This is a genomic window from Paenibacillus sp. FSL H8-0317 (assembly GCF_045040685.1).
Classification (GTDB): domain Bacteria; phylum Bacillota; class Bacilli; order Paenibacillales; family Paenibacillaceae; genus Paenibacillus.
Genome location: NZ_CP150294.1, coordinates 3,245,890 through 3,265,104, shown reverse-complemented (window position 1 = coordinate 3,265,104; position 19,215 = coordinate 3,245,890). Strand labels below are relative to the sequence as shown.

The 19,215-nt window shown below is 45.1% G+C and carries 13 protein-coding genes; 5 read left to right on the top strand and 8 right to left on the bottom strand.

The features are described 5' to 3' along the window. Positions 1-188: 188 nt before the first annotated feature. Entirely contained in the window at positions 189-1,352 is a 1,164-nt protein-coding gene (locus MHB43_RS14640) for an MFS transporter (RefSeq protein ID WP_339184784.1), read from the bottom strand. Positions 1,353-1,479: 127 nt separating this feature from the next. Then, a complete protein-coding gene (locus MHB43_RS14635) occupies positions 1,480-2,232 on the bottom strand; it encodes a TrmB family transcriptional regulator (protein ID WP_036670754.1) in 753 nt (250 codons plus the stop codon). A 205-nt stretch (positions 2,233-2,437) separates the two neighbouring features. On the opposite strand from MHB43_RS14635, the gene MHB43_RS14630 reads away from it, so the two are divergent. Together MHB43_RS14630 and MHB43_RS14625 are read left to right on the top strand one after the other, a co-directional pair. Beyond that, positions 2,438-2,566 carry a DUF4023 family protein gene (locus tag MHB43_RS14630; RefSeq protein ID WP_047842809.1) on the top strand — a complete coding sequence of 43 codons (129 nt, stop codon included), beginning with the start codon at positions 2,438-2,440 and terminating at the stop codon, positions 2,564-2,566. Between the two features lie 95 nt (positions 2,567-2,661). Continuing rightward, positions 2,662-2,922, top strand: coding sequence for a hypothetical protein (locus MHB43_RS14625; protein ID WP_145317749.1), 261 nt, complete (start codon positions 2,662-2,664; stop codon positions 2,920-2,922). A gap of 81 nt (positions 2,923-3,003) precedes the next feature. On the opposite strand, the gene MHB43_RS14620 is transcribed toward MHB43_RS14625, so the two are convergent. The 5 genes from MHB43_RS14620 to MHB43_RS14600 form a co-directional block, all read right to left on the bottom strand. Further along, positions 3,004-4,647, bottom strand: a complete 1,644-nt coding sequence (locus tag MHB43_RS14620) for an extracellular solute-binding protein (RefSeq protein ID WP_405132209.1) — start codon at positions 4,645-4,647, stop codon at positions 3,004-3,006. A 119-nt stretch (positions 4,648-4,766) separates the two neighbouring features. Beyond that, the gene (locus MHB43_RS14615; protein ID WP_405132208.1) at positions 4,767-6,446 is read right to left on the bottom strand and encodes a response regulator; all 1,680 of its coding nucleotides are present in this window, start codon (positions 6,444-6,446) and stop codon (positions 4,767-4,769) included. Positions 6,447-6,450: 4 nt separating this feature from the next. Then, positions 6,451-8,199: a sensor histidine kinase gene (locus MHB43_RS14610; protein ID WP_405132207.1), complete on the bottom strand. Its 1,749-nt coding sequence runs from the start codon at positions 8,197-8,199 to the stop codon at positions 6,451-6,453. A gap of 82 nt (positions 8,200-8,281) precedes the next feature. After that, entirely contained in the window at positions 8,282-9,172 is an 891-nt protein-coding gene (locus MHB43_RS14605; RefSeq protein WP_339184774.1) for a carbohydrate ABC transporter permease, read from the bottom strand. Between the two features lie 15 nt (positions 9,173-9,187). Continuing rightward, complete coding sequence (locus MHB43_RS14600) at positions 9,188-10,093, bottom strand: sugar ABC transporter permease (protein WP_221819504.1); 906 nt, start codon at positions 10,091-10,093, stop codon at positions 9,188-9,190. Between the two features lie 314 nt (positions 10,094-10,407). Here MHB43_RS14600 and MHB43_RS14595 point away from each other — a divergent pair, with 314 nt between their 5' ends. Then, entirely contained in the window at positions 10,408-11,073 is a 666-nt protein-coding gene (locus MHB43_RS14595; RefSeq protein ID WP_339308229.1) for a TrkA family potassium uptake protein, read from the top strand. Beyond that, positions 11,057-12,454 carry a TrkH family potassium uptake protein gene (locus MHB43_RS14590; protein WP_405132206.1) on the top strand — a complete coding sequence of 466 codons (1,398 nt, stop codon included), beginning with the start codon at positions 11,057-11,059 and terminating at the stop codon, positions 12,452-12,454. Before MHB43_RS14595 ends, MHB43_RS14590 begins: the two co-directional genes overlap by 17 nt. A gap of 138 nt (positions 12,455-12,592) precedes the next feature. On the opposite strand, the gene MHB43_RS14585 is transcribed toward MHB43_RS14590, so the two are convergent. Then, on the bottom strand, positions 12,593-16,330 hold the full coding sequence (locus MHB43_RS14585; RefSeq protein WP_405132205.1) for an alpha-L-arabinofuranosidase C-terminal domain-containing protein: 3,738 nt from the start codon (positions 16,328-16,330) through the stop codon (positions 12,593-12,595). Between the two features lie 384 nt (positions 16,331-16,714). Between MHB43_RS14585 and MHB43_RS14580 the strand changes: the two genes are divergently transcribed. Next, complete coding sequence (locus MHB43_RS14580; protein WP_405132204.1) at positions 16,715-19,132, top strand: family 43 glycosylhydrolase; 2,418 nt, start codon at positions 16,715-16,717, stop codon at positions 19,130-19,132. Positions 19,133-19,215 lie beyond the last annotated feature (83 nt).

Sequence of the window (19,215 nt, the reverse complement as noted above, 5' to 3'; positions counted from 1 at the left end):
AATAACACTTTTTAAAACTCTTTTAATTATATAGATTACCATGAATAAAGCAAGTTTTTCTCGATATGAAAATGGTTTAATCTACTGACGCGTACTCTAGTGTATCAACAATAAAAAAACCTCTACACCCATTAGACTATGGGAATGCAGAGGTTCAAACCTTTTGTCCAATCTCCAATTTCTTTATTCTAAGCAACCGCCTGAACGGTTTTTTCCTTAACGCTAATGGCATAGATGGCAGACACCAAACCAAGCAAAACCAGCACAGAACCAACCCATCCAGTGTTCAGAATCGATGAATGATCAATTACCATGCCACCGATATAAGTACCCAGTGCAATACCTGCATGTGCAATTCCTGAATTGGTACTGATTAGCGTTTCAGCTGTTTCCGGCGAAGTTTTGATAATGAGACTATTCTGTACAGGCGTAACGGTCCAACTCAGTGCACTCCAGATGCTTAACAGCAGTAAGAAGGCGATCAAAGGCAATCCCACACTGAACGGAATGACAGCCATAGTCACAATAAAGGGAATCAGCACAATAACAATGGCTTTGGCAGGATGGAGACGATCAGATAACATGCCACCTATGCCTCCACCTGCAACAGCGGCGATCCCAAACATCATATAGATAAAGGTAACCATCGTGGCGCTGGCACCCAGCGTTTCTTGCAAAAATGGCGTGAAATACGCATATAAAGTCAAGTGCCCCGCCAGTACAAGCAAAGTTGTAGCATGGATTGCCAACATTTTTGGATTCCACAGAGCCGTAAGCTGTTTCTTCAGAGATACGGCAGGAATAGGCTGAACACGGTCCATTGCAATCCAGATGGCCATCATAACCACTGTGGTTAGAACAGCGATCAACATAAACACCTCACGCCAGCCTGCCAAGTTACCTACAAAGATACCAAGTGGTACACCCAGGATAAGCGATGCGCTGCCTCCCATGGTAATGATCCCCACGGCACGTCCTTTGTATTGTGGTTCCACAATACGTGCTGCAAGGGTCAGGGAGAGCACAAAAATAAGTGAACCCGTTGCGGCTCCGAGTGCTCTGCCCGCCATCAGCATATAAAAGCTGGTACTGAATGCAGAGATCAGGTTACTGATCAGAAAAACAAATAGTGTACACATATATACCTTTTTACGCTCGAATCTGGCCGTCATATTTAATAAAATCGGCGCAGACAACGCATAGACAAGTGAGAAAATAGAGATTAAATACCCGGCTTTCGCTAGGGAAAGATGAAGATCCGTAGCAATCAGGTCCAGAATCCCGCCCAAGATCAGTTCAACGGTTCCGACCACAAATGCTGCGATAGCAAGCACATATACTTTCTTATTCATTTTTGAATCCTCCTCAAAAAGTTACAACTACGATAGTAACCCATAAAAATGAAAGTTTCAATAGTTATTTTCATGTTTTTTTCAAACAAAGATATAACAAAAAAAACTATCCTGCGAGAGAATAGTTTTAATAGATCAACCTGGTGAGCAGTTTCTCGATTTCAGCATCCTGTAATAGTTGGTCACCGTATTTTTTGGTAATCTGAGTAAGTGCAACATCATGGTAGAAATAATCCGTCATCGCTTTAACAATCGGTTTGGACATCGTCTTGATCGCTCGCCATGAATCATGCTCCACACCGGCAAACAGCAGATATGCATGATCCACAATAAGCAGCTGTGAAGGTTCCGGTGCATCTAGCAATGGGATTAACGAGTATATCCGGTTTAAGGATGTCTCCATGCCCCCAACGGCAAGTACTTCAACGTATACGCCCTGCTTTTCCTTCTGCTCCAGCAGTTCACGATATTTCTCCATTCGCTCATTCCAGGCCAGAAAAAGAATTGATGAATCTGCTTCCTCGATAAGCTGTTCGATATTCGATGCGATGGACGACTCATCTTTTAACGTCCAGATATGTTCATCGGTGAATGTACGTTTGATTTTGTAACTTTTCAATTCCTCAATATCTTTCTCAAAATCAGCCTTGATCTTATGGATAATGGACTGAAGATCCACCGCCATATATAGTTTCTTCTTCCCATCCATCGTTGTCAGCACCGTTCCCTTGTCGATCAGGCGATTAAGCACTTCATAGATCTTGGCTTTGGGAACGTTGGAGTAATTTACAATCGATGTGGCATCAAGTGGTTCATCCTGCGCGAATATAGCCTCGTATACCTGACTTTCATATTGTGTAAACCCGAATTTCTGCAACATGGTATGGATCTGCGCATCCCTTCTTAGTGTGTCTGGTCTATCTAGTTTAGATGCATGAACCTCCCATGTCCAGTATGTCCCAACTGACCTAGGAATGTGGAATCAGAATTAAATTTAGCGATGTCACCAAAATAATATCACTTGCCAGTGGTTATATTAACAATCGGAATACACATTTTGCTTATGGAAGGAGCTGTAATTTACAATGGAAAGTACTCAAGATTTTGTGAAGAAAGTTAACGAAAATGCCGAAAAAGCGCGTCACAATAAAAACAACGGCAAGGGAACGCCAGGGGACAAGTTGCCATCCAAACAGCACTCAACGAATAAGTAGAGTCTATTTATTAAACATCATGTCTTCCGTCTAACACCCTTTCCTCTACTTTTCATCTACTATTAAGAACCTTTAATAGAAAAGAGATGATTAGTATGGCTCGTGTCAATGCTGTTCCACAACCGGATCTGGTATTAATCTACTGGTCTAGAAATCCGCTCATTCCCGGTTCTGCGCGCAGAATCCAAAGTGTGCGTGTAATTGGTAATACATCTCCATGTACATTCACACTGGTTCCTGGTGCACGGCTGATCAATGCACTGAACTGCTTGCTGGACAATGATATTGGATTCAAAGTGGTATACCGCTACAAAACGTCTGAAATCAGTGGGGTTCTGTTATTGAAACGCAGATAATCCCAATTAAAAAAACGGTGCCTCTCCTTAGGGGAGCGCACCATTTCTATTTTTTCTTTGATCTTATGAAGTTCAACCCTTTTATTGGTTAGCTGCGATGGTGTCGTTCACTTCTTGTGTGATCTGATCCCCGCCAAGTTTCTTCCAATTGGCTACAAAGTTATCGAACTCGTCAATCGACAAATTACCATAGATGATTTTCAGAAACGTCTCGGCTCTCAGTTTATCGAGTGTTGCCTGTTTGGTATTCATCGTTCTCGTTGGTGCATAGATGAATTCATTCATAACAATCAGGTCATTATCCCGATAGTATTTAATCACACCTTGTGAACTCTCTGGGCCAAAGATACGCTCCATATGCCACTTATCGAGATTCCCATTCCGATAATCCATAATATCGTCATAGAACAGCTTCGCTTCGAGTTCCAATCCAGAGGTATCTCCTGTTTTGAGCGCCTGCTCTACTTCATCCTGTGCTTTCACATTTTTGTTGGCTGGCAGGTTGGAGACTGTCGCATTATGAAAACCAAGACCTGTCAGTCCATTCAAATAAGCAGCCCGTTCTTCCTTGGCAGACTCACCGAACATTTTTTCAGCCTGAAAATTAAGAAGTTTAATCAACGCTTCTGGATGCTCGTAGCCTTTGCGAACGGCAAATATACCGCCCAGACTAAGATGATTCTGTGTTTTGGCTGGCTGATCATCAATCGATTGAACCGGGTAAGCCATCCAGTCTATGTTTTTGTCTTTCTTAATCATGCTGCTAACCTGAAATGGTGCCCATTGTGGCAGGAAGAACATGCCTGACTTGCCTGCATTCACATCCTCCATCATTTTAGCAAAATCCTTCACGCCAAATTCGGGATCAAGCACACCCTTCTGATACAGAGTCTGAAGTTCACGCAATCCTTCTTTCACTTCCGGTTGGATCGTTCCATTCACGACTTGACCTGAAGCATCCTTAATCCAGGTTTCGAGGTAACCATGATAACCGAGCAAGAACGCATTTATAGGTAAATCTTTGTTCAAGGCAATTCCGTACGTATCATCTTTGCCATTTCCGTCTGGATCTTCGAAGGTAAAGGCTTCTGCAATCTGGATGACATCCTGCATGGATTTAGGTGCCTCAAGACCGACCTTTTTTAGCCAATCCTGGCGTATCCAGATCATCTCAGAAGAATCCAGCGAGCCCGGGAAGCTTACCATGGCATATATTTTCCCATCCTTCGTTACCGGCTTCAGACCTGCTCCATCCTCAGCAGACATGAACTCCTTCACCAGTGCGGATGCATACTTGTCATATACTTCGGTCAGATCCTCCAGCATTCCCGCTTCATGAAGTTGTTCGAATTGAACAGCACTCACTTTCAGTACATCCGGCAGATCACCACTCGCCAGCGTGACATTCATCTTATCGTTATAATTGGCATCCGGAACGATCCATTCGTACGTTACATCAATACCGAGTTCATCCTTGTACCCTCTGGTCCAGATGTTGTTGGCGTGTGTATCTCCTTGGGCGAGCGATTCTTTCCCTGTTTCATTCATGGTGGAAGTCAATTTAATGGGTGGGTCATATTTCGTAAGTGGTCCTCCCGCATCCTGCTGTGTATTCGGCGCTGCTTCATTCTCGGCACTTCCCGCACCAGACGAACAGGCAGCAAGCGTGGTGGCCAGCACCATGGTTAATGTTAATAATGAGAACTTCTTGAATGATATTTTCATGCGAATCCCCCTTTTTTCTCCTCCCGTGAGGTATAATTTTATTTTATAAAGAAAGCGCTATCACTTCGAGTGTACCCCGTTGACATCTGGTATCTTTGATTTACCATTTGAAATATCATTTAACTTTTCTGATCCCGATACTCTTGAGGGGTGCAGCCTGTTGCTTTTTTGAAGAAACGATAAAAATAATGTTGATCACTAAATCCAACCTTCGCAGATATTTCATGCATCTTGCAAGAAGAACCCAGAAGCAACTCTTTGCTTCGCTCCACTCTACGGTCATGGATGTAGTCGGATATGCCTTTACCTGTAATTCGTTTATACCAACGCGACAGATAAGAAGGGTTAAGAGAGACTTCCTGTGCGATCCGTGTGAGTGAGAGGTCATCCTCCAGATGGTGCTTGATGTATTGATGGATCGTAATCAGAATCTGTGATTGGTCGTTCACGCGGGCATCGCTTCGTTTGGAGATCATCCATTCGTATGCCGATTGATAAAAGATGACCAGATCGGACCATGCCGTATGGATGTCAAAATGCAGCATTTGGGACAGCGATATTTCGTCCATTGCCGACTCGTACAACCCTAGTTCATGCAGGACTTCAATAAGTATACTTGCTGCACCCGTATACGTTTTCATACGAAAGAACGGATCTTGAAGTCCCTCCTTCGCCGCCTCGGTCCATTTATGGAATGACTCTATCCATTCCCGATCCCCGGCGGTTATTCGCTGTTTGATCTGATCCAGATGCAGCGCTACAACACCCTGTTGATTCATAATGCTAGGGGTGTATGGCAATTCATCCTGGATATTTACACGCAAGAGCTTCTCCATCCCAAACCCGGGGCTCTCATGAATCGACAGGCGTAACTGCGCGATCGCCTGATTAACCCTGCTCCATTCTACCGCTTGCTCGCTGACCATAATGGATACAGACAGGTTCAGGCAGTCCGCACAGGATTGCTGCACAGACTCCAGTGTGCCATAGACAAAACGAAGGGTCTGGTTCCAGCTGTCCAGCTGACTCCCTCGTTCCCCTTGCGTATTAGATACGTGTGACGAATGCGCCTCTTGCGATTGAATAAAACACGCGATGACCTGAGTGTCCAGATCAATCGCCTTCACCCTGGCCTTGTCTTGCAGCAGCTCCTCCGCAACATTGGCAACGGCATAGCGGATTAGACTGCGATCCGCCTGGGATTGATAGTTGTTCCATTCTTCTACCCGGATGATCACTGGAATAACGAGTTGATCGGATTCGAAAGGTAGCTGCACAGCATCCAGTTCTTCTTGAAGTGAAACGGTATCATGTCTATCCGTTCGCTTAAGTACATCCAGCAGCAATTGACGCTGTAACTGGGGCAGCGCTCGCGGTAATTTACTGCGAAACCAGGCAGCTTGGTAGCGAAAATCATTCTCTTCCGAGATCTGTGCTAATGCCCGTTCTACTGCAGCCCGAATGTGGTTCATGCCCTCTGTCTTTAACAGGTAATCAACAACGCAAGGATTTCGAATGGCTTGGTGTGCATAATCGAATTCGTTATGTCCCGTCAGTAATAGAACTTTGCATCGTGGCCACCGGTCCATAATCTGCTCAATCAACTGCATGCCATCCATGCCAGGCATACAGATATCGCTGAGTACAATATCAATCTTTACCGAGTTCAACCAATCAATAGCTTCATAGGCAGAGTATGCCTTGATTATCTCCATGTCCTGTAGATTTGCTTTTTGAAAGAACGCATACAGTCCGTCCAGAATAACAGGTTCATCATCGACAATAAGCATCCGCTGCATAATCCTACTCCCCTTTCCATGGAATCTTCACTATAATGCACAACCCACCGAGCTCACTTCGCTGCGCTGTAAGACCATAGGCAGCCCCGAATTTGATTCTTAATCGCTGATTCACATTCATGAGCCCGGTTATCTCTTCGTTTCCATGTTTCCGATCTGTCTCTTCGAAGGAGGATTGCAAGTAATTCAATGTTGCGTCGGTTAACTGATCCCCGTCATCCTCGATGCGAATAGACAGGTTATCCTGATCCTTTTGGTACGAAACCTGTAGAATACCTCCCTGGCTACGTTTGGCTAGTGCATGCTCAAACACATTCTCTACGATCGGCTGAATCATGACTCTGGGAACAGAAATAACTCTGTACCTTGCATCCAGATCCTCCAATTCCAATTGAATCCTCGAACCAAACCGGATTTTTTGAATGGACGCATAGACCAGCGCATGGTCAATCTCAGCCCCCAACGATACTTCCGTATGAGAATCACGGGACATATACCTGAAATATTGACCCAGGTAGTCGGTGAATTCCTGAATGAGCTCCACATTCTCCACTTCAGCCATTTGCTTGATGCTGAATAGACTGTTGTATAGAAAGTGAGGTTGAATCTGGGATTGCAGGTGCTTGAGTTCCGCTTCACTTGTTCGAATCCGTGCAACATAATTCTCATCGATCAAAATATGTAAGCGCTCTATCATATGGTTGAATCGAGAGTACAAATAGCCGAATTCATCCCGTCTGGATGAAGGAATATGTACGCTTGTCTGGCCCTGCTCTGCCATCCTGAATCCTCGAATGAGCACCGCTAAGGGTTGGTGAATCGATCTGTAGATCGAAAACGAGAAGACAACAATGATCACAACCGACATGAAGGTCACCATCCATAACCATACGTTGTATTGTTCCAGCGGTGCGCTCAGCACATCTTGCGGAATAGTGGCTGTCAGCGTGAACGAGTGATCCTTATCATGTAACGAATAATATAGATATGGATCAGATTGGAACTTCGTAACTTGCATGGACTCGGATGGTTCAGGTGAAACTGTTCGAATCGGGTTCACAGGTGCTGGCTGCTCTGAAGAAGAGATCACTACATGTTGCTGTTCACCAAAACTCAGTGTAATCTCACTTTCACCCGTTTCTGACAGCTGCTGCAAACGGTGTTTCAGTTCTTCAGCAGACAAGCGTATCCCTAATATGAAATTGGGTGGCTCCTCATGGTTCATGTTATACGGATTACTTTTCAGGAAATAGAGGTCGTTATTGGAATGCGATAATTCGCCATTCAGATTCCCCATCGTCGCGAGCAGATTCTTCCACTCGGTATCCTCCACATCCCGTATCCCATCCGCGGCACTGACTCGTTTATGCAGAGCGGGAACATAATACACCACATCACTAATGTAGGGACTCGTCACCATAATCTGACCCAGCTTATTGTGAATGTTGTTCAGACTGGACGTGACTTCATATCTGCTCATAATCGCGGCTCGTGTACTTAGCGTGGACATGGGTTCATCAAATGAAAATTCGGTAACCAGCGCACTCATTCGCTCCAATTCGAATTGCAGATGATTATGGTAGAAGTACAATTTGGACTCATGTGCTTTCTCCACCTCCGTCTGCATTTGTTTGGAGCTGAGTTGCGTAATCATAATGCTTATCCCGTACAAGGGCAGAATGACCAGTACAAAAGCAATCATCAGTTTGACGACAATGGATGACTCTCTCCATCTCCCCTGGATGACTCTCAATATTCCATCTCCCCTCTCCTCAATAGCAAAAAAGGAGCCAGTAATCGGCTCCTTCCATCGATCGGTTTTCCTCCTATCGATCTTATCCCTTTACACTTCCGACGACAAGCCCATGAACGAAATACCGCTGCAGGAACGGATACACGAGCAGAATCGGAATAACGGACAAAAAGATCTGGGAAGCTTGGGTTGTTCTATCCGATACCTGACTTAAGAGCGTTGCATCCTCTAGCGTCATCATCTCGCTCTGAATCATCGTCACCTGCTGTAACATGGACTGAAGATATGTAGCCAGCGGATAGCCTTCCGGGCTCTTCATGTAGATCATGCCATCGAACCAGGCATTCCAGTGTCCCACCATGGCAAACAGCGTAATGGTCGCGATACTGGGAAGAGAAATAGGAAGATAGATGCTGCATAGGGTGCGGAAATGTCCTGCCCCATCCATCCAGGAAGCTTCTTCAAGCTCCTTCGGCAATCCCCGGAAAAAATTAAGCATTAGAAGTACATTGAAGATCGGAACGGCGCCCGGTAGAATCAAAGCCCAGATGGAATCCAACAGCCCCGCTTCCTTAACCACCAGGTAACCCGGGATCAATCCTCCACTGAATAACATGGTGAATACGAAGATCCAGGCATAGAACGTTCTTGAACGGAATTTGGCAGCCTCTTTGGAGAGCGGATAAGCTACGAGAACCGTGAAGATCAGATTGGTTGTAACCCCCAGAACGACACGAAGAAGGCTTGTGCCGAATGAGTTCAGGAATTGCTGATTTTCCAGAATGTATTGATAGGAGGACAACGTGAAATCGACAGGCCAGAATGTGACGCTACCCGCTTTTACCGCATCACTTGAACTAAATGAAATCGCTAATATATTCACAATCGGGAACAGGCATAACAAGGCAAGAATCGTCAGGATGACGTAGTTAAACCCTAGAAACCACCGATAGGCTCTTGAAGCATGGTGCATGATTCTGCCTCCTTTCTAGAATATCCGATAATTCGCGAACCGATAGGCCAAGAAATAACCAAGTCCGATAAAAATGAAAGACACGACAGATTTGATCAGACCCAACGCTGTCGATACAGAATACTGAGCATCCTGCAATCCGATCCGGTAGATCATCGTATCCAGAATATCTCCTGATTCATATACCAATGGATTATAGAGGTTGAACACTTGGTCAAAGCCACCGTTAAGTACGTTACCCAGACTAAGCGTTACCATCAAAATGACGATCGGGCGAATGCCTGGCAGCGTGATATGCCATGTCTGCTTCCATCTTCCCGCACCATCCATAACAGAGGCCTCATACAGAGATTTATCAATATTAGTGAGGGCGGCCAGATAGATAATGGTCCCAAATCCGAATTCTTTCCATTGGTCTGTGATGACAAGTATGTAAGGGAACCACTCGTTACTGGCCAGGAATTGAATTGGGTCAATGCCCACGGCTTTCAGCAACATATTAACGATCCCGGTGCTTGGAGATAACACATCCACGATGATTCCCGCCAGAATAACCCATGAGAAAAAGTGAGGCATATAGATCACCGTCTGAATCGTTCGTTTAAATCCTGTCTTGCGAACCTCGTTGAGCAATAAGGCTACAAGTACCGGAATTACCAAGCCGGACACAATTTTCATCGTTGATATAAATACCGTATTCCATACAACCTGCGAGAACCCCGGCAGATCGAACAGATACCTGAAATTGTCCAAACCCACCCAATTTAGATTTTTGAATCCGGCAATGGGAGAGAAATTCTGAAAGGCAATAGAGAGACCTGCCATCGGAATGTAACCGAATACAATAATAATGAGCAGTCCAGGCAGAATCATAAGATGAAGCGGAACGTTTCGGATAAATTGTTTGTAGTTGGAACGCATAGCTGACTCCTCCTTCAACGTTTATTATAGGAGCAGCCAGATCACCGCAATAGTGTGGGCTATTTACTTTGGGTATCTTTTGTTGACTGCTTTCCACAGTTCAACAGCATATCCCATAAAAGAAACGAATCAGTTGCAATTCTATTCTTGAGGCATTAGAATGTACTCTTTTGAGATATCCTTAGACATAGACATGTTGGACAGGGTTTGGTAACTACAATATGAAACCTTACAATCCTGTGTACGTAATGTAATATTTACCTATTAGGATATAGAGGAAACCGTTATTTATTTTGATTACAATGAGGGATATTATGAAAAAACAGTTTATGGTACTTGGTCTTGGACGATTCGGTTCAAGCTTGACACACACACTCATTAAAAATGGGCATGAAGTGCTCGCAGTAGACAAAAGCGAAACTCTTGTTCAGGAGATTTCAACGGTAGCAACCCATGCCGTACAAGCAGATTGTACTGACAAATCAGTCCTTATGGAGCTTGGGGCAAGCAATTTTTCACACGCCATTGTTGCGATCGGCGAAGATCTGCAAGCAAGTATACTGACCACTCTGTTATTGAAAGAACTTAATGTGCCCAAAGTAACAGCCAAGGCCAAAAATGATAACCACGGTAGTGTGCTTAGCAAGATCGGTGCGGATCAGATTGTTTACCCTGAACGTGACATGGCCACGAGACTCGGTAATCAGCTTAGTTCAGACAACATCATAGATTCCATTGAATTGTCTTCAGATTATAATCTGGTCGAGATCAAAGCTCCCTTAAGTATGAATCAAAAAACATTGCTGGAACTCAATATTCGAGCTGAATATGGATGTACCGTTATCGCCATCAAAACGGGGAATAACCTGAATATCTCACCCATGGCGGAAGACATAGTCCGTGCGGGAGATATGCTCTTGTTAATAGGTAGTAACGATGACATTCGAAATCTGGAGAGTGATTATGAACCAAAGAGATAAACGTGTGACGGGAACTTCGGCTTTGACGAATATTGAATCGATTGTGAACAAGTTGAAAAATAATATGAGTCCTCCCCAACTCATCATGATGATCTTCTTCACTCTCATCTGGATCGGAGCCATATTGCTTGCACTGCCCATATCTTCAAGTACCGGGACTTCCATCGGTTTACTTGATGCCTTGTTCACAGCAACCTCTGCTATATGTGTAAATGGGCTGATTGTCTTGGATACAGGGAGTGTCTTTTCAACATTCGGACAGGTCATCATCATGATTTTGATTCAGGTTGGTGGACTGGGGTTCATGACACTAGGTGTAATGGTTGCCATTATTCTGGGGAAACGGATTGGCTTGAAACAGAGACTTCTTATTCAACAAGCCACCAATACCTCCTCTGCTCAAGGTCTGGTTAAGCTATCCATGTATATTGTACTTATAGCCTTTGCTTTTGAAGCTCTGGCTACAGTGGTTCTTACATTGCGCTGGCAGAGCGATTTGGGATGGGGACAAGCTTTCTATTACGCCATATTCCATTCCATCTCTGCCTTCAATAATGCGGGTTTCTCTCTTTGGAGTGATAGCCTTACTCCATTTGTTGGTGACCCGATTGTTAATCTTACGGTCATTACGCTCTTTATCATTGGCGGCCTGGGTTATATTGTGGTTGTGGATGTATTCCGCAAACGTTCATGGAGAAAGCTCTCCCTTCATTCAAAAATTGTGTTAATCGGTAGTTTTTCTCTGTACTTGTTTGGATTCCTCACCATTTTTTTACTCGAGAGTTGGAATCCTTCTACGTTCGCTGATTTATCTTACAGTGAACGTATATGGGCTTCTCTATTTCAGGGCACTGCCCCTCGAAGCTCTGGATTCAATACCATTGACATTGGAAGTATGTTGGCCACATCCCAATTTTTCATTATTATCCTAATGTTCATTGGGGCTTCTTCCGGCGGAACAGGGGGAGGAATTAAAATCAATACTTTTGTGGTCCTTGTTCTTGCCACCATACAAACATTTCGGGGCGGCGGACAGATTCATGCTTTTGAGCGTAAAATTGCAGAAGAAACAGTAATGCGTGCACTCGCTGTTGTCTTAAGTTCTCTCGCCTTTGTGCTTGGGATCTCCATTCTGCTATCCATATCCGAAGGCATTCTTGAAAATCATTTTCTGGATGTTCTGTTTGAAGCCACTTCAGCATTTAGCACCACAGGACTCTCGATGGGTCTGACAAGTGAGTTGAGTATTGCCGGTAAAATTATAGTCTCTATTACGATGTTTGCAGGACGATTGGGACCATTAACTCTGGCTTTTGCACTGGCTCAGAAGAAACGTACATCCAAAATCGGTTATGCAGAGGACCATGTCCTTATTGGTTAACATACCGTACTAAGGACATATTAACCCTTTTGTGGAAGAGTAATTGCTTTTTAGTTCAAAAGAAGTTCAATAGCAAAACGCCCCCTTATCGCAAACGACAGATGTCTTCTTAAGGGGGCCTTTATTTATATATTTTGCTTACAGAAGATCCATAATAAGAACATTTACCGAATGAGCTGACAAACCAACGATCACTGACTCACCATTCAACTTGATCTCCTGTTCTTGGGGAACCACTTTCTCATCATTCTTCTGATTCACATTCGGCACATGCACCAAATGATCTTCTCCAGTAAGTGTGATCAGTCTGGCTGAAGCATCCACCTTTAGATCCTGGAGGCAAATCCGGGTTGATTTATCCACGCCATCTGCATTCACCAGTTTCACATACACATGCCGTGCGTCCTTTGTAACAGAGTGGAATACTTCCCGGTTGTAAGCTTCCAGCTTGTAATCCAGAACCTTGCTGGTATTACGCCCATCTGTATAGGAGCAGACTAGATTCTTTCCTGTATCCCCACCATAGTTAACCGTGATCGTATAATCGGTCCCATTCTCGAGTGGTTCATAGTTGGCCGCTCTCAGGTTACCCGCTGCCGAACTGGATGAATAGTCTCCTAAGGTATAACCCTCAATCCCTTGTTTGTACACCTTCACCGCTGTGGCACTTCCCCCGTAACTGATTGCGTACTCAATGACATCCTTGTTCTCGGACGAGATATCTGTCAGTCCCACGCCGATGTAAAAACCATCCTCACCTGAAATTCTTTCAGCCTCAACCTGCACCTTGTAGTTAGTCCGTTCGTCATTCAACAGGTACAATCCATTCAATCCACTTGATTGTGCCTTCAAAATGAGTCCTTTTCCTTCGGCCAACGTGTATCCTTCCGATCCGGGAATCTGGTTCCATGCCTCACTAGGCTCTGTACGTACCCTGAAATCTTCATCTAGCAATATGGCGCCATCCACATTGGACGTGACCGTGACTCGTTTCACCACGATGTCTGCATGACCTGTTGCAATCTCGATGCCGCCACGCGGAATGAGATTCAGCGGTTTGCCTTTGCTATAGGTGGAGAATGAAGTCTCGAGCACCTGATCTCCTACATATTTTGCAAAAAGCTGCTGTACATAATAATTCGGTGTATACCATACCGTTTCATCATCAAACCAGATGCAGTCCGGCGTCCAGCGGTAGGTACCGTCCGTTAGTACTTTGTTGAACAATGGCGCATAGGCAGCCAAACGAACAACGTCTGCATTATTTTCAAATCCGGTCATGATCGCAGCTTCTGCGACCGCTCCTGCCAGCGTGTTTTTGTCCGTGGAAGCATATTCTCCCACAAATACTTTGGATGTTTCTTTCCAATCGATACTTCCGTCTTCAAGATAGGCCCGGTCATAGTAGTTGTAACGATCTACGTTATTCAGCAAATATTCATTAGATCGGTAGTAGTGCTCATCTGCGATGGTGTCCATGTAATTGTCCTGGTTCTCATACCAGGTTACGGTCTCCTCAATCACCTCAGTACCATCGGCAAAAGCCACTCGAGCTGATCCGGTCAGATTTCCGCTGAGGAACTTCCATCCTTCCTGATACGCATCATCATCTGCCTGAGCACCAACCGTCGAGATAATGTGCAGCTCATGATCAGGATAGTTCTGTTTCATGTACTCATCTATCGAACGTTTGAATACTTCGAAGTTGGCAAAAAATTCAGTGCCCCAGTTCTCATTGCCTACGCCCAGATAACGAAGATCAAACGGTTCAGGATGTCCCATCTGGCTTCGTACCGCTGCCCATTCGTTGTGTTCCAAGTCTGTACTGAGCGCAAAGTCAATCAGATCTGTAAAGTTGCGGATATAATAATCCCTTAAAGCGCCACCCGCAGGGTGGGCATAATCCGAGCGTGCCTGACACAACACACCGCAAGCCATGACTGGAACCGGAGCGGCATTGAGATCTTCCGCCAGTTGGAAGTACTCCATATAACCAAGGCCCATCGTCATCATGTAACCCCAGACATTATAATTCTCTTTGCGGAGCTCAACCGGACCCACAGAATCCTTCCAGTCGTATACGTTATCCCAGATAAAAGATCCCTCCGAGATACATCCTCCCGGAAACCGCAAGAACTTCGGATGCAGATCTGCGAGTGCCTGGATTAGATCTTTTCTCAATCGATAGTTCGGATTACCTGTGTAGTTGGCATGTGCTGTAGCCGATATGCCTTCTTCTTCCGGATCAGCTCCCCATACATTCTGAGGGACCAAGGACACCATATCGATGGAGATGTCACCTGCAAACGTAAGTACCAGTTGACCAAGTACAGTCTCCGTTCCGGTCAGAGACAAACCGTATTTCTTCCATGTGTTCCCGCCTTCAACATGCAGTGTTACCGAATCACTGATGGATATGTCCCTTCCATCCTGCAATTGAACGGTGATTGTTCCTGCCGATTCTGCTTTTGCCCATACGGTAAAGTCATAGGATTCACCCTGCTTGATGGACATGGCACAATGCTGGTTGGAGTCTGAGAATCCACGATTTCGAATCGTTGCCCCATCCTGAACCGTTACATAATAAGCATTTACTTCAGGGTCTTCCACGTTAAAATGAAAGTTTAGTCCATCCGTATGTTGTACGAGCATTTTCTCCGTATCGCCTGACCAGGCAAACAAAGGTTCACGATTTCGACCTGTCGAACAACCACATTCTCCAGAGTCATGCGAGTACGTATCAAATGCAAAAGATTCAAATGATCGATTCTGAACAAGCTCTGCATAGATTCCGCCATCTGCCGCGTTGTTAATATCCTCGTAGAACAGCCCATACATGACTTCACTGATATCAGCTACCTTCTGATCTCCATGGATGGTGACCGTATAAGGCGGGAGATGCGCGGGCACAACAGACACGTCAAAGCGTTGACTCTGCTCACTATCACCTCTGTTCAGAAGCGCACGGAGCGTAACCTCTTGTGCCGATGTGATTGCCTGGACCTCTCCGTTCTCGGTCAGGACTTCCGGCTTACTGGAACTCCATTCAACAGACACTTTACCACCCAACAAGTGTGCCGGCAGTGACACATCCTTGGTGATGATTCGGTTGGGGAAGGACAAGTACTTGTCCGCCGCAAGCTTCACAATCGCTTCATCTGTCAGTGATTCACACATGACTTCAATGACTTCATCCATGGTAAGCGCTGCTTGGTAGATCCGAAAGTCGGATAACGAACCTGCAAAGTCCACATCCGCTGCATACTGGGAACGTGCAATATAATTCTGGCTATAATTCTCAGAATCGGTGAAAGAGTCAAACCATTCGCGTAATTTGGCATAATTGCCACTGGACGTCTGACTGATCGATCCATCTGCCGCCTTCTCCCCGTTTACATATACAATTGGCCCTGCACTGCTCAACGTCCCCCCATGGCTACCTGTTACGGAGAGTGCAATATGTATCCATTCTCCACTTGCAACTCCCCGGCTTGGGTGGACAACCAGACTATCACCAGCGTATAACGTACCCAGAAGCTGACGTGTCAGAAATAAATACGGTCCCTTCTCCCCTTTACCAAAGTCAAAAATGCGTTCCCACACATTAGACCCCTTACCCAGAAACACCCAAGTGGCAATCGTAATTCCTGTGTTATCGCTTACATCCCGAAGCAGATCTGAAGGTAATTGCAGATAAGAAGTTCCATTCGCTCCCCCGTTGAAAGTTACCGCTGATCTACCTCTCACCTCGGATACCACAGGTAGGATTTCACCTTTGGCTATAGCATCATGTCCCTTACCGGAACTGTCCTTTCCGATCTGAACGGTATCCTCGAACGTGTATTGTGCGATTAATTGATTTTGATATGTGCTCATGTTCTTACCTCCTATGTAGTTGGGGATTGTCGGTTTACCCTTTTGATTCGCATTAATATAAAATGATTGATATATAGTTAAACACATTACTTAAACGTAATAATATCGCATCATCGATCCCAATTTCAATCCTAATTTGAGAAAGACAACTGATTTATTTGAGTGTAATGAGCCGTATCGGCTCTTCCCGTCTCTCTTTAATTATTCATTTTTAGTCTTATAAACTTTATATTTATGGTTTACAAACATATAAACCAATTGATAATATAACAAATGAAAGCGCTTGATTTAGGAGTTGCTCCAAAGGAGGGCTGCCAAACCTTATATCGTATGTTGCCAAGTATTGGTTAATTTTTCATTCCGGAAATAGGAAAGGGGAAACGTATGAAACGTTATTGGGTACGCGTACTTAACATTTCTGTACTAAGCACCGCATTAATTACTGCAACAACTTTGGCGCCGGTCTCGGTGTTTGCAAATGGTTTGGGGGCAACCTTGGGTAACTCGCAATCCTCCACCACAACTATCGCAACTCCTGCTCCTTCATTCAAAAATGTTTCCGTTCATGACCCTTCTGTCATTAAGGTGGATGATACGTTTTATATTTTTGGATCTCATCTGCAAGTAGCCAAGTCCAAAGACTTTTTGAACTGGGATTTGGTCGCATCCGGCGTTACAGATAACAATCCTGTTGTCCCCAATGTAACCAAGGAATTCGCTGAAGCGTTGGAATGGGCGCAGACGGATACGTTATGGGCGGCAGATGTCATTCAACTCGCGGACGGCAAATTTTATATGTACTACAATGCTTGTAAAGGGGACTCCCCGCGATCAGCGCTCGGCATTGCTGTCGCAGACAACATCGAAGGGCCTTATAAGGATCAAGGCATTCTGTTGAAATCCGGCATGTGGGATCAGATCAGTGAGGATGGGACCATTTACGATGCTACGATTCATCCCAATGTGGTTGATCCGGATGTCTTTTATGATAAAAACGGCAAGTTATGGATGGTGTATGGCTCATACTCCGGGGGGATTTTCATTCTGGAGATGGATGCAACGACAGGCAAACCACTCCCGAATCAAGGTTATGGCAAAAAGCTGACCGGAGGCAATCATAGTCGTATTGAAGCACCTTACATGCTCTACAGTCCCGAAACCGATTATTATTATCTGTACCTGTCTTACGGTGGACTAGGTGCTGATGGAGGATACAACATTCGTGTTGCTCGCTCCCAAACACCGGATGGGCCTTTCCTCGATGCGGAAGGAAACGATATGATCAACGTTAAAGCTGACAAGGATAAACCATTGTTTGATGATCGTTCTATTGAGCCTTTTGGAGTCAAATTAATGGGGAACTTCCTGTTCGAGAGACAGATCGGTGATCCGGGCACAGGCCTAGGTAGCGGCTATGTATCGCCAGGACATAACTCTGCTTATGTTGATCCGGAGACTGGCAAACAGTTTCTTATCTTCCATACCCGCTTTCCAGGGCGTGGCGAAGAACATGAAGTTCGCGTACATGAGATGCATATGAATCCAGATGGTTGGCCCGTTGTTTCTCCATATCGCTATGCGGCTTTGGGAGAGGATACAACGCAACTGACAACTCAGGATATCGCTGGTCAGTACCAATGGGTGAATCATGGTAAGGACATCACGGCGGACATTAAGTCATCCCAGACCGCTCAGTTCACGGCAGATGGGCAGATTCATGGTGCCGTGACAGGAACTTGGAGTCTTGACGCAGACAACAAGGTTCAGATCACTTCGAATAACGTTGTGTACAAAGGCGTTTTCACACATGAATGGAACTCGGAATCTCAAAGTACGGTTCTGACCTTTAGCGCCCTCTCCTCCTCCGGAATTGCCATCTGGGGAAGTCAAGGTGTTGAACGGAGTGATCAGGACATTGTAGATGCGGTGAAAAAGGACCTGAGCATTAGCAATACGGATCACGTGTTCTTCAATCTGTCTCTGCCTACCAAGGGAACAAGTGATGCAGACATTACGTGGAAAAGCTCCAATGCTTCGGCTCTATCCGCTACAGGTGTAGTGCAGCGACCACGCGCTGGTAAGGGTGATGCCAAAGTCAAATTAACCGCCACGATTCGTAAAGGAACTGCGGTAAGCTCCAAAACGTTTAACGTTATCATTCCACAGCAAGCGGTAAGCCCATTGCTCGGGGAGTATACTTTTGAACACAAGAAACTTGCCAAAGTCGCACAGGATTCCAGTAAAAACAAATATCACGGACAAGCCTTTAATGTGGTCAGTTCTACTGCTGGTGGCAAAAATCAGGCTGCCACATTTAACGGAACCGACAGTTACATTCAGTTACCTGGACTCATTACAGATACAACGGATTTCACGTTTAGCGCCTGGATCAATTGGGACGGTGGCGGGTCTTGGCAGCGTATTTTCGACTTTGGAAATGGCTTGACGAGGCATATGTTCCTTACTCCCTCCCAACATAATGGGGCATTACAATTCACCATCCATAATGAGGGACGGGATCAGAGCCTGATTGCAGCAAATCCACTGCCTGTTAAAGAGTGGGTTCATGTGGCTGTAACCCTTCAGGGCGATGTAGGAACTCTGTATGTAAATGGTACATCGGTTGCAAGCAGCTCTGAGATTACTTTTAACCCGAAAGATCTGCAGGTAACGGAAGCTTATGTAGGCAAGAGTCGTTATACGGCTGATCCGTTCTACAACGGAAGCTTGGATAATGTAAGAGTATATGATAAAGCATTAACAGCCAAGGAAATCCAGCGTCAGGCCAAAGAAAAGCCTTAACTCAGAGTCCCCTATCGCGAGCGGTTGGGCTCCATCATAGTGCACACATCAATAAAGCAGCCAATGTATTGAACCGAACCCTT

Excerpts from the sequence above, each read along its gene's own strand:
- MHB43_RS14640 (WP_339184784.1), bottom strand. The coding sequence starts at position 1,352 with ATGAATAAGAAAGTATATGTGCTTGCTATCGCAGCATTTGTGGTCGGA.
- MHB43_RS14635 (WP_036670754.1), bottom strand. The coding sequence starts at position 2,232 with ATGTTGCAGAAATTCGGGTTTACACAATATGAAAGTCAGGTATACGAG.
- MHB43_RS14630 (WP_047842809.1), top strand. The coding sequence starts at position 2,438 with ATGGAAAGTACTCAAGATTTTGTGAAGAAAGTTAACGAAAATGCCGAA.
- MHB43_RS14625 (WP_145317749.1), top strand. The coding sequence starts at position 2,662 with ATGGCTCGTGTCAATGCTGTTCCACAACCGGATCTGGTATTAATCTAC.
- MHB43_RS14620 (WP_405132209.1), bottom strand. The coding sequence starts at position 4,647 with ATGAAAATATCATTCAAGAAGTTCTCATTATTAACATTAACCATGGTG.
- MHB43_RS14615 (WP_405132208.1), bottom strand. The coding sequence starts at position 6,446 with ATGCAGCGGATGCTTATTGTCGATGATGAACCTGTTATTCTGGACGGA.
- MHB43_RS14605 (WP_339184774.1), bottom strand. The coding sequence starts at position 9,172 with ATGCACCATGCTTCAAGAGCCTATCGGTGGTTTCTAGGGTTTAACTAC.
- MHB43_RS14600 (WP_221819504.1), bottom strand. The coding sequence starts at position 10,093 with ATGCGTTCCAACTACAAACAATTTATCCGAAACGTTCCGCTTCATCTT.
- MHB43_RS14595 (WP_339308229.1), top strand. The coding sequence starts at position 10,408 with ATGAAAAAACAGTTTATGGTACTTGGTCTTGGACGATTCGGTTCAAGC.
- MHB43_RS14590 (WP_405132206.1), top strand. The coding sequence starts at position 11,057 with ATGAACCAAAGAGATAAACGTGTGACGGGAACTTCGGCTTTGACGAAT.
- MHB43_RS14585 (WP_405132205.1), bottom strand. The coding sequence starts at position 16,330 with ATGAGCACATATCAAAATCAATTAATCGCACAATACACGTTCGAGGAT.
- MHB43_RS14580 (WP_405132204.1), top strand. The coding sequence starts at position 16,715 with ATGAAACGTTATTGGGTACGCGTACTTAACATTTCTGTACTAAGCACC.